At 32.0% G+C, this 12041-nt stretch carries 10 protein-coding genes; 7 read left to right on the top strand and 3 right to left on the bottom strand.

The window, feature by feature from the left end; genetic code table 11:
* Positions 1-131: 131 nt before the first annotated feature.
* Together QZU90_RS01080 and QZU90_RS01085 are read left to right on the top strand one after the other, a co-directional pair.
* Positions 132-1607, top strand: a complete 1476-nt coding sequence (locus tag QZU90_RS01080) for a homoserine O-acetyltransferase (protein WP_296854986.1) — start codon at positions 132-134, stop codon at positions 1605-1607.
* 423 nt (positions 1608-2030) lie between these two features.
* Positions 2031-3491: a sodium-dependent transporter gene (locus QZU90_RS01085; RefSeq protein ID WP_296854988.1), complete on the top strand. Its 1461-nt coding sequence runs from the start codon at positions 2031-2033 to the stop codon at positions 3489-3491.
* Positions 3492-3637: 146 nt separating this feature from the next.
* On the opposite strand, the gene QZU90_RS01090 is transcribed toward QZU90_RS01085, so the two are convergent.
* Entirely contained in the window at positions 3638-4234 is a 597-nt protein-coding gene (locus tag QZU90_RS01090; RefSeq protein ID WP_296854990.1) for a DUF3800 domain-containing protein, read from the bottom strand.
* Positions 4235-4451: 217 nt separating this feature from the next.
* Here QZU90_RS01090 and QZU90_RS01095 point away from each other — a divergent pair, with 217 nt between their 5' ends.
* The 5 genes from QZU90_RS01095 (at position 4452) to QZU90_RS01115 (ending at position 10938) form a co-directional block, all read left to right on the top strand.
* Positions 4452-5690 (top strand): MFS transporter, encoded by a 1239-nt coding sequence (locus QZU90_RS01095; RefSeq protein WP_296854992.1) that lies wholly within the window; start codon positions 4452-4454, stop codon positions 5688-5690.
* 240 nt (positions 5691-5930) lie between these two features.
* Complete coding sequence (locus QZU90_RS01100) at positions 5931-6485, top strand: LemA family protein (protein WP_296854993.1); 555 nt, start codon at positions 5931-5933, stop codon at positions 6483-6485.
* A gap of 60 nt (positions 6486-6545) precedes the next feature.
* On the top strand, positions 6546-8333 hold the full coding sequence (locus QZU90_RS01105; RefSeq protein WP_296854995.1) for a DUF2207 domain-containing protein: 1788 nt from the start codon (positions 6546-6548) through the stop codon (positions 8331-8333).
* Between the two features lie 774 nt (positions 8334-9107).
* Entirely contained in the window at positions 9108-10490 is a 1383-nt protein-coding gene (locus tag QZU90_RS01110) for an MFS transporter (protein ID WP_295605098.1), read from the top strand.
* Between the two features lie 175 nt (positions 10491-10665).
* Positions 10666-10938 carry a hypothetical protein gene (locus QZU90_RS01115; RefSeq protein WP_296854997.1) on the top strand — a complete coding sequence of 91 codons (273 nt, stop codon included), beginning with the start codon at positions 10666-10668 and terminating at the stop codon, positions 10936-10938.
* A gap of 46 nt (positions 10939-10984) precedes the next feature.
* Here the strand turns inward: QZU90_RS01115 and QZU90_RS01120 are convergent, their stop codons facing one another.
* Complete coding sequence (locus QZU90_RS01120; RefSeq protein ID WP_295605102.1) at positions 10985-11326, bottom strand: hypothetical protein; 342 nt, start codon at positions 11324-11326, stop codon at positions 10985-10987.
* A 10-nt stretch (positions 11327-11336) separates the two neighbouring features.
* Positions 11337-11762: a hypothetical protein gene (locus QZU90_RS01125; RefSeq protein WP_296855000.1), complete on the bottom strand. Its 426-nt coding sequence runs from the start codon at positions 11760-11762 to the stop codon at positions 11337-11339.
* Between the last annotated feature and the right edge of the window lie 279 nt (positions 11763-12041).

Genomic DNA, 12041 nt, shown 5'->3' on the forward strand with positions numbered 1-12041 from the left:
ATTCAGTTATTATGAACTAACTATACAAAACTGAAATAATATTTATTCAATTTATAAATACTAGCTAGCTGTTGAATAGTATGCTGAATTATTTAAAATTCAGTATTCTTAAACTTTAAAGGTAATTGAAAATGAAACAAAATACTGTTGGTAGAGTTATAACAAAATACTTCTCTATTGAAGAGGATTTGAAGTTAAGCTCTGGCAAGACCCTTAGCAATGTAGAACTTGCTTATGAAACTTATGGTGAATTGAATTCCGCTAAATCAAATGCTATTTTAGTCTGCCATGCACTTACTGGAGATGCACATGCTGCAGGTAAGTACACTGGCAACAAGAATGAGAAGCCAGGATGGTGGGAGATGGTTATTGGTCCTGGAAAGGCATTAGATACAGATAAATACTTTGTAATCTGTTCAAATGTTTTAGGTGGATGTAAAGGTTCAACCGGTCCTGCATCAATCAACCCTGTAACCGAAAAGAAATATGCGCTTGACTTCCCAATAATCACCATTGAAGATATGGTTCATGCACAGAAAAAGCTTATAGAACATTTAGGCATAGACAAATTATATGCAGTTATTGGAGGTTCTATGGGTGGAATGCAGGCTTTGCAATGGACTGTCTCTTATCCTAATATGATGAAAAAGGCAAGTATAATTGCTACAACTGCAAGGTCTTCCCCTCAGCAAATCGCTTTTAATGAGGTAGGTAGGCAATCCATTATTCTAGACAATAACTGGAATAAGGGAAATTACTATGATCAGGAATATGCTCCAAGATCAGGTCTTGCAGTGGCACGTATGATAGGACACATCACATATCTCAGTGATGCTTCAATGTATCAGAAGTTTGGAAGAGACTTGCAGGACAAGACAGAACTCAGTTATGACTTCACTGTTGATTTTGAGGTTGAAAGTTACTTGCACCACCAAGGTGAGACTTTTGTAAGACGCTTTGATGCTAATTCCTATTTATACATTACAAAAGCAGTTGATTACTTTGATTTGGCAGTAGACGGTAACTTGGCTGAAGGTTTAAAGGATGTTGAGGCTAAGATACAGGTCATTGCTGTAGATTCTGATTGGTTATATCCTGTAGACCAGTCTAAAGACCTTTTGGCTGCACTTCAAACCAATGATGTGGATGTAATCTATAATGAAGTCAAGTCTGACTATGGTCACGATGCATTCTTGCTTGAAAACGGTCAAATGAACTTCCTTTTATCTAATTTCCTATCTGAGCATAATGTTGGAGATGTTATGAAAACAGAAGTTCCTACAATTTGCATTGATTCAACCGTTAAGGAAGCTGCAATTATCATGTTTGACAATGAGATCACTCATTTGCCTGTTGTAAACGATGATAAGACTTTAGCAGGAATCGTTACTGCATGGGACTTGTCCAAATCCATTGTAGAGGATTGCAGTGAATTGAGAGAAGTAATGACTAAGGATGTCAGAACCTGTAAATCAACAGATGAGATTGAGGATATCGCAAGATTGATGAAGAAATACAATATTTCATGCTTGCCTGTTGTTGATGGAGATGACTTAAAAGGTCTCATTACAACTGATAGGATATCACATCTTATTTCTAACTACTAATCCCAGCTTTTCCGCTCCTTCGGAGCGAAAACCTGGACCAAAATTCTATCCTCAGTTGGTAGTACCTTACATTTTTTATTTTTTTACTTTTTTTATTCTTTTTATCTATTTTTAAGAATTTTTATCTATTTTTTAACTTTTTTTATTCTTTTTATCTATTTTTAAGAATTTTTATCTATTTTTTAACTTCTTTTATTCTTTTTATCTATTTTTAAGAATTTTTATCTATTTTTTAACTTCTTTTATTCTTTTTATCTATTTTTAAGAATTTTTATCTATTTTTTTACTTTTTTTATTCTTTTAATTTTATTTCTAAAAATTTTATCAATTTTTCTTATTTTTGATAATTATTAAAATAATGAAGTTAAGTTTTTATATTTATATTTATAAAAATATTAATAATTGATTTTAGGATTTAATAACATGAGTGAAAAATTAGAGTGGGATAGTTCCCTATCATTTATATTTGCTATGATTGGAGCTGCCGTTGGTCTTGGAAACATTTGGAGATTCAGTTATGTATTGTATTCCAACGGTGGAGGATCATTCTTTATTCCTTATTTCACTGCTATAGCAATTATGGGAATCCCTTTTTTAATACTTGAATATGGTGTGGGATTCAGTTTTAAGGAATCCTTTTCGAAGATTTTAAAGGATATCAATGAGCGGTTCGAGTATATAGCTTGGGCTCTTGTTCTCTTTGTTTTCATTGTTACAATTTATTATATGGTTATCCTGAGTTGGGATATGGTATATCTTCTAAGCAGTTTCACATTCAGTTGGGGTGCTGATACAGCAGCTTACTTCACAACCACTGTAGGTGGAAGCTCTGATTTGGCTAGTGCAGGATTCTTGCTTGTCCCTACAACCATTTGTGTAATCCTGATGTGGATTGTTTTATGGTACATTTCACATAAGGATGTTGACAAAGGTATCGGTAAGGTTTCAAAAGTCTTGATTCCATCCTTATTTGTCATAATGGGAATAATTGTTTTTTATGCATTGACATTGCCTGGACATATGATAGGTGTTGATGCTCTTTTAAGGCCAAGATGGTCAATGCTTTTGGATATCAATATTTGGCTAGCGGCATTTGCTCAAATTATTTTCTCTTTAAGTATGGGTCAGGCAATCGCTTTGACTTATGCAAGCTACTTGCCAAAGGCTTCAAAATTAACAGACAATGTGCTTATTGTAGTTGCTTCAAACTCCTTGTTTGAGATATTCACTGCATTTGGTGTATTCTCAATTCTTGGTTACATGTCACTCCATTCAGGTATGGCAATGACCAAATTGGTTACTGAAGGAACTGGGCTTGTATTTGTTGTTTTCCCAATGATCTTTAATATCATGGGTCCAATCGGTAGGATTTTAGCACCATTGCTGTTCTTGGCTATTTTATTTGCAGGAATAACCTCTGCATTAGGATTCTTTGAACCAATGCTCTCTTCTACAAGCGCTAAGTTTAATTTAGGCAGAAAAAAGACTGCAGCTATTCTTTCAATAGTTGGATGTGCATTTTCAGTCCTCTTGACTACTGGAATCAGCAGTTATCTTGTTGGAATCATTGACTCATTTGTAAACCAATTCGGTATCCTTCTATTGATTGGAGTCCAATGTGTAATATTCGCTTGGTTCTATAAGCTTGATGATTTGGTTCCTGTATTGAATGAGAATGGACACTTGAAAGTAGGCAAAATCTGGAAATTCATAATCAAGTACCTATTGCCTTTTGTTCTCTTTGCAATGTGGATTTACGGTATGTATGATCTTTTCATGAGTGCAGCGGCATTCGAGTTGATTGTTGATTCAATCATTATGGTGGCTGTTTTAGCATTCAGTATCATTTTAACTAGATTAAGCCCAAGAGAAGATGAAAGTTAGTCTTTTTAATTTAATAGAAAATAAAATATTTAAGTAATGAAGTACAAATAATATTTTATAAGATTTGAAAGGTAAACGTATCCCTATTAGGGATTGTCCCAATTGGGGCGAGTAAATTCCCTATAGGTTCTTCTTTTCTTTTATTTTTATCTTTCAAATAAAATTTTCACATTACTATTTTTAATTAATTTTATAAATTCTTCATTGTTTTTTTCATAATTTTGAAAATAAGACCATGAAATTATATCAATAATTTGTAATCCTTTTGAATTAGTTGATGAAAGATGAGAAATTTCAATAGGAAAATTTAAGTTATTATTTAAGTTTTCAATAAAATACTTGTCAAAAAGTTTAATATCACTATGTTTAGTTTTTGATTTATCGATTATAATGCTGGTCTTTTGCTTAATAGTAATCATTTTAGCCAATTCTGATGCAATTATATCATATAATTCATTATTATTTGAATATTTAATTTTATCTTTATTTTCTTTATTAAATACTATTATCACGGCTTCATAGTCAATATTTTCAAGTCTTTTTAAAATTTTTTTAATAATATAATTAGGCGTATTATTTCCTTTAATTTCATTAGAATTACGTAGTTGTTTTTTAAATATTCTATTAATTTTATTGATTATCCTTTCTAAATCGGTTTTATTGGATGAAATTATTGCAGAAATAATAAAATACTTTGAATCTTCCCCTAGATCCCCGCTTTCATCAATATAAATATAATCCATAAGTTAATATTATGATTTTTCGTTTATATATTTAATTAATCTTCTATACGATGTTAATTTTTCATTTAAGGTATAATTTACACTTTAAATATAATATTATAATTATTTAATTAAAAAATAATTAAATAAAGCATTTTTATGAAATTAATTTTTAATTTAAAAATTTTTTAAAAGATAATTAAAAGTTTTAAATAAATAAAAATATAAATAATATTTAATGAACGCTATAAAAACTTCCAATCAAAACGGGGATAAGATATTCACCATAGACTTCTTTTTAATCTTCGGTGCATTGCTATTTTCAGCTCTTGTAATGTATGCATTGATGTCTACAGTTACTGAGTATGCAACTTCTATGGGAACAAGCGCTACCATAGCAGGTCTTGTATCTGGAATATACATCTTTGGAGGACTTTGTTCAAGAATTTACTCTGCAAATGCACTTGAGAGAAGGGATTGGAAGAAATTAGCCATTATTTTCTTAAGCATTCACTTTTTAGCATGCATTTTCTACTTTTTTGCAAATAATGTAAGCTTGCTTTTGATTGTAAGATTCATTCATGGGCTTGGATTTGGTGCTTCTGCAAATGCTATTGTTACTATAGCAAGTGCAATATTGCCTAAGAAACGCTTTGGAGAGGCTTTTGGATACTTTATGCTTGGAACTACAATTGCTGTTGGACTAGGCCCTTACATTTCAGGATTTTTCTATGACAATTGGGGTTCCTTTGGCTCTTTCTCTCTTGCAACCGCCTTTGCTTTTCTTGGATTGTTATGCATACTTCTTTTGGATATAAGCAAATATGAAATTAAGCATAATAGTGAGATTGAAAATAGCATGGACAGAGATAAAACTCCTAATAATGCTATTTTAGAAGAAAAAGGAAGAATCAGAGGGGTTATAGATAAGATATTTGAAGTTCCGGCTATACCTGTTTCCTTATTTACAGGACTTACAAGCCTTGGATATGTTTCCATATTGTCATTTTACAGATTGTATGCTGTTGAAGTTGATTTGGTAGGTGCATTCTCACTATTCTTTATAATCTATTCCATTGTTCTTGTCGCTTCAAGACCTATTGCAGGGAGAATTCAGGATAATTATGGTGATAAGATTGTCTGTTTCACTGGAATCATTGCACAAGCCATCGGGCTCTTTCTAATCGCTTGGATGCCTTCTGCCATAACTGTTTTCATTTGTGCAGTTTGTGCTGCACTTGGTTTCGGTACATTGAATTCAGCTTGCACAGCCATTGTAACAAGGGACACATCAGCAAATCGCCGTCCATATGCAATATCCACATTCTTCATATTCTGTGATGGAACTATGGGATTTGGCCCTGCATTGCTCGGATCTTTTGTAAGTGCTGCAAGCGGATATGCTCCCGTTTACTTCATATCATCATTCATTACATTGCTTGCATTGCCAATAGCATTCTTTGCACTTAAAAAATAGTTTAATAAATTGTCCTTTTTTTATATCAATTTTTAATCAAGTATACTTTACTTTTTAAAGAAATATTAATTATCATTAAATTTAAATACAAAAGAATAAATATTTAAATGAAAATAAATATTTTCATAGTAATTATAATCTTGATTTATTGGACCCAAATCTTTTCAATTAATTGAATGATTTTCAAATATAAATCAAATGATTGTAATAATTATATAACAAATTATCGTAGGTGAAACTATGAATCTTTTATTAATAATTTTAATCGCTATAATAATCATTATTCTTGTAGCTATTGTGGCTATTTACAATGGCCTTGTAACTGCAAGAAACAAAGTGAAGAACGCATGGGCTCAAATTGATGTTCAATTGAATAGAAGAGCAGATTTGATTCCTAATTTAGTTGAAACCGTAAAAGGATATGCAGCTCACGAAAGCTCAGTATTTGAAGATGTGACTGCAGCAAGAGCAGGTTTGATGAATGCAAATGGCGTTAAGGAAATAAGTGAAGCTAACAATCAATTGTCCAGCACCTTAAAGACCTTGTTTGCTGTTGCAGAAAACTATCCTGAATTGAAGGCTAATGAAAACTTCAAGGAATTGCAAGCTCAATTAGCACAAACTGAAGATAAGATAGCTTATTCCAGACAGTTCTACAACGACACTGTATTGATGTACAATAACAAGTGCCAAACATTCCCAAGCAATATCTTTGCAGGAATGTTCGGATTCAAGGAAGCCGACTTCTTTGAAGCTGCTGGAGAAGCAAGATCTGTACCTAAAGTTGAATTCTAATCTCTATATTGGTATGAATTAGCATATGGAGTATCTCTCATGTGTTAATAGGAGAAATCTATGAATTTTAAAACCAAGGCATTTGCCATTCTTTTAATCCTTATATTCTGCTTATCCATATTGCCTACAGCATCTGCTGTAGACTATTCCATTCCATATGCCAATGTGGATATACAGGTATACGAGGATGGACTCATCAATGTCTATGAAGAGATTGATTATCATTTCGATTCATCTGCCAATGGTGTTTACAGGGATATTCCCCTAAAGAGGAACCAATCTGTTGAGAATCTTCGCGTTTATGTAGAAGGTGCTTATTACGATTATCAGATAATTGATCAGGGCGGAATGGAAAGGATTAAGATCTATCTTTACCGTGATGCCGCTAAAACCCAAAAGATTACATCTGGAACAGATGTTAAGGTATATCTCCAATATGACTTCACCCATGTTGTAAAGGTCTACAATGATGTGGCTGAATTGCAATACAAGGTTTGGGGAGATGAATGGGAAGAGGATTTAGGTGCATTGGATGCTGTAATTCGTTTCCCAGATGATACAAAGCTTGAATATTGGATAAACCCTGCATACAGTGATGCTAAAGCCAAATGGTCTGACGGCAATTTATTGATTTCCAGTGATGGAGTGTCTGAAGGAAGCTATGTTGAAGCAAGAGCTCTCATTCCATTGGAGGAATTATCATCCAGCACTCCTTATGCACAGCACATAAATAAGAATGCTGGAGATGAAATAAGGAGCATGCAAAAAAGTGAAGCTGATACACAGACCCTCTTAAGCACTGTAGGTTCCATTGTCAATTATCTCCTTGTAGCATTATGTGCCATTCCACTTGCAATCTATTATAAGTTTGGAAGGGAACCGAAAACAGACTATCAAGGAATCTATGAGCATGAGCCTCCAACCAATGATCCCCCAGCATTTGTAAATGCCCTTATGGGGGGATTCGGCAAGAATGTCGGTGATTTGGATCAAAAGGCTTTCCAAGCTACAATAATGGATTTGATCAATAGGGGAAAACTTGGAGTGGACTCTGAAGATGATACTGAATTCACTAAAACCACTTTCCTTACCGTAAAGTCAATGGATGGTCTTGAAAGGTATGAAAGGGAATTGGTTGACATCTTGAGAACCTATGAATTGAATGGAAGAATCAGTTTCTCATACATGCAGGATTGCCTTAGAGAGGAAAACCAAGCTCGCTCTTACCAAGACAGATACAACAATTGGTGTCAAAACTTCAAGAATGACTATTTGCCTGAAGAGGTATTCGAGGAATACTTTGATCAAAAGGGTTCCGATTATATGATGTACTTTGGTATTGGAGCACTTATATTGTCAATTATCGTTGGAGCATTATCCATTTTCATACACTTTAGAGGAAGCTTCATAACCACTCTATTTGCAATCTTCTTTGCAATAGTCGGTGTTGCTTGCCTTATCATGCCATCTGGAATAGGTGGAAAATACACTCTTAAAGGAAAGCTTTACACTGAAAGATGGGATAAGTTCAAGAAGTTCCTTAAGGATTACTCATTGATAAAGGAGCATCCTCCTGAATCAATTGCAATATGGAACCAGTATTTGGTCTATGCAACTGCACTTGGTGTAGCGGATGAGGTCTATAAGGCTATGAAACTCCATGTTTACGGTGGATTGGACAATCCGAATTACACAACAAATGACTTGTTCATGTTCTATTACCTTGGTGGATACAATCATGTAAACAGTTCATTTGCAACTGCATCATCTACCATTTCAGCTGCCAACAATGACTCCATAGGAGGAATCGGAGGCGGTTCCGGTGGTGGAGGTGGTGGTGCGTTTTAACCCAGCTTTTCCGCCCCTTCGGGGCGCAAAACCTGGACCAAAACTTTTCCACTGCACATGAGATAATAATCATTATTTTTCTCTTTTTTCTTTTTTTATTCTATTTTTATATTTTTATATTTTTATATTTTTATCTTTGATTAGAGTATTACTTTTTTATTATTACTTTCACACTGTTATTCTTTTATAAAATAATACTCTATATAAAGAGTATTACTGATTTAAACTATTTTTAGCCATTTGTAATAAGACAAAATTTATATGATTATTACTACTATATATTAAATAAGCATGATATTACTTTTTAGTAAATTTTTATTATTTTTTAAATATTATCGCTGTGTTACCTTTAAAGTTAGAATCTGAAAGTTTATTGAAAATGATATTGTGCAAATAAAGATAATAAGTACATTTACTTATTTTCTCTCCTTAATGCATTTTAGATAAGGTTATGATGATTTGCAGAAAAAAAGTTTATTTAAATCTTAAAAATCACTACAATCCAAATATTATTTAAAAATTTCTAAATCACAAAACATTATAATAGCAATCTCTTCTGCAAATCGTTATAATCTTTATCTAGCCTCTTCTTTTAATTATTCTTTTTTTAATATTTTTTAACATTTATTTAGTTTTTAGCTATTTTTCTTTCAATGAACTGTTTTAAAAATTATATAAAATGTTTTTAGCTATTTTTTTCTGTTTTTAAAAATTATATAAAAATTTATATTAAATCTAAATTATAATTAATAATATCAATCAAAAGGTGTTAATGTGGGTATTGTCAATAGATTAGGTTTGGAAAAATCAGTTATTCTGCTTGCTGCAGTTGTTTCATTTGTCACTGCTTTTCTAGCAAACATTTCAGTTGCCCTTCCTCTTATTGCTCGTGAGCTTTCAATGAGCAATATAGTTCAGAATTGGGTTGCTACCATATTTTTGCTTGCAATTGCTGCATTATCAATACCTTTAGGAAAATATACAAGCAAGTACGGCCTTAAAAGGTCATTATTCATTGGAATCATAGTCACTATGGTGGGAGTGATCATATCATGCTTCTCATTTACCAGTGAACTACTATTGTTTTCAAGGGTCGTTCAGGGAATAGGAACTGCATTCATCAATGTGGCTTCAATGGCATTAATCGTTTCAGCTGTTCCTCCAGAAACCCGTGGACAAGCATTGGGATTGAATATTGCTGGAGTTTATATAGGTTTATCATCCGCTCCAGTTATCGGTGGAATTGTAATCTATTACCTTGGATGGCAAAGTATCTTCTATGTAATGCTTCCTTTCCTTATATTTTCAGCTTATCTATGCCACAGTCTTGATGACGAATGGACAATGTATGATGGTGTTATAGATAAATTAGGATCAATTGTCTATATGATTGGAATCCTGCTATTTGTTTATGGATTCACTGTAATAAATACTGGCTTAGGTAAGATATTATTAATAGTTGGTTTGGCCTTACTGATTTGCTTTGCGTATATTGAATTGAGGGTCAATAATCCTGTATTCGAAGTGAGATTGTTTAAGAATGCAAGGTTCTCCTCTTCAAATTTAGCATCCTTGATAAGTTATTTGGCAACTTTCGTAATCACATACATAGTAACCTATCATTTTCAATACATTATGGGCTTAGACTCCCAAATATCAGGTCTACTTCTAATCGTAACACCAGTCATGATGGCAATATTGGCACCGATATCAGGCAGAATATCCGATAAGATAGATCCTCAAAAGCTTGCAGCTATTGGAATGGGATTTGTAACTGTAGCTATTCTGATCTTATGCTTCTTGAATGAATCAACTCCATTGTATCTCATTATAATTGCAATGTTCCTTCAGGGAATCGGTTATGGAATGTTTTCAACTCCAAATACAAATGCAATTATGAGTTCTGTGCCTAAAGAGGAAACAGGTACTGCATCTGCATCCCTTGCAGCAATGAGAGTTATCGGTCAGACTTTAAGTATTGGTCTATTGACTGTAATATTTGCATACATTATGGGAAATGTGCCTATTGTTCCTGAGTATTATCCATTGCTTATGGAAAGTTCAAGGATTTCCTGTATCATTTCAGCTATTTTATGTGTAATAGCAGTCTGTGCTTCATTGGTTGGATTAAGATCTGATGTTGAGTATGAGACTTAATTTCATCTTTTTTTACTTTTTTTTAAAATTAAGTTTTATTTTTTTAAATTCATCTTCTTCCACATTTTTTTAAATTCAATATTTTTTTTAAATTCTCATCTATTTTTTTCATAAATGGTTTAATATAGCAAACCTTTATAAGTGACGAAGTTTATAATTTTGTTCCGGTGATATGATGATAGGAAAAAGCAATATTTTAAAAAAACAGGAACAAGAAAGAGAGCTCCCAGATTACGGAATTGGCCCAATTGTAGCAGCATATTTCTTAGGCTATCTCAAATCTGAAAACGGTGAAAAGATAGCTGATGAGGATATTGAAAAACTCTACATTGGAGCTTGTCTTAAATTGGGAATCGGTCCAGTTGAAGACCTTTCTGAATTGTTCCAAGTATTATTTGGCTTAGGCGAAGAGAAAAAGGATGACAAACCTCTTCAGTACTATGCTTAAATAATCTATTTTTTCTTTTTTTAAATTTTTAGAAATTAATTAACATTTAATCCATTAATAGAATATGGCAACCAAGATAGAAATCAAATAGATTGTTCTTTTTTGAAAAAGATTCCATTTGATTGCATATTTTTTCTATTTCTTTTTCATAATATTCATGGCTATGTCCATTTGAATACTTTATAATATACTCCTTTTCAAGTTGAATGCAGTCGTACATAACATTTACATAGACTTTTCCCAATCCTTTAGGGATTGTGATTTTTTCTATTTCTTTTTTAAAAGTGTATATGTTATTTTTTTCTTCATCTGATAATGTTTTGTAGATTTGCGGTGCTGGGTATTCATTTACAAGGGTGTTATCTTCATTTATTAGCTTATATATCATTTTTTTACCTTCATTTATTTTCAAATTTTAATTCATTTAAAACATTTTCCATATATTTTATAGAATCATTAATTTCTTTTTCAGTTAAGGGATTAAATAATTTATAATCTGCTTTTTTACGTAATCTATGCAATTCATATAAATTTTTACTTGCTTTCATCTTTTCATACTTTATTAAGCAATCTCTAACTTGCCTATGTTCAGAAACATATTTTTTCCCTTCTGCTTCATATTCCCACTTTTGTTTAAGTTTAAATCCTGAAATTTCTTCTAACCATAAGAGAGCATAGGAATAAGCACTATAATATGCCCTATTTATTATTGTTCCATCTACTGCACGAGATTCAATATCTGGTTTTATATACATTGCCTTATTCTCTTCCAGCAATAAGGTAAATTTATATAATTGGTATTGAGGATATTTTTCTATGTTCATGGTATCACTTCAGTTATCAAATTCATTCTTTGAGAACTCAATGATCTTACAATAAATCCTAATACTCAATCATTCATTTCAAAAACATAGTATATAATGTTATCGATTTTTAAATTGAATATTATTGCTTTAAATCAATTTTATAGACTAATCAGAATATTTTTTTAGATATAGTAAACTATATTTGACTTGTTATATTATAACGAAACAAATAAATTGTATTTTCATCATTGAATTGATTTTCATCGAAAAAATTTTAGAAATATAATATCCCATTAG

This window comes from uncultured Methanobrevibacter sp. (assembly GCF_902784195.1).
In the GTDB taxonomy this organism is placed as follows: domain Archaea; phylum Methanobacteriota; class Methanobacteria; order Methanobacteriales; family Methanobacteriaceae; genus Methanobrevibacter.

Bases quoted from the DNA above. Each gene is read 5' to 3' on its own strand.
- QZU90_RS01095 (WP_296854992.1), top strand. From the start codon at position 4,452: ATGAACGCTATAAAAACTTCCAATCAAAACGGGGATAAGATATTCACC.
- QZU90_RS01080 (WP_296854986.1), top strand. From the start codon at position 132: ATGAAACAAAATACTGTTGGTAGAGTTATAACAAAATACTTCTCTATT.
- QZU90_RS01105 (WP_296854995.1), top strand. From the start codon at position 6,546: ATGAATTTTAAAACCAAGGCATTTGCCATTCTTTTAATCCTTATATTC.
- QZU90_RS01100 (WP_296854993.1), top strand. From the start codon at position 5,931: ATGAATCTTTTATTAATAATTTTAATCGCTATAATAATCATTATTCTT.
- QZU90_RS01120 (WP_295605102.1), bottom strand. From the start codon at position 11,326: ATGATATATAAGCTAATAAATGAAGATAACACCCTTGTAAATGAATAC.
- QZU90_RS01125 (WP_296855000.1), bottom strand. From the start codon at position 11,762: ATGAACATAGAAAAATATCCTCAATACCAATTATATAAATTTACCTTA.
- QZU90_RS01115 (WP_296854997.1), top strand. From the start codon at position 10,666: ATGATAGGAAAAAGCAATATTTTAAAAAAACAGGAACAAGAAAGAGAG.
- QZU90_RS01085 (WP_296854988.1), top strand. From the start codon at position 2,031: ATGAGTGAAAAATTAGAGTGGGATAGTTCCCTATCATTTATATTTGCT.
- QZU90_RS01090 (WP_296854990.1), bottom strand. From the start codon at position 4,234: ATGGATTATATTTATATTGATGAAAGCGGGGATCTAGGGGAAGATTCA.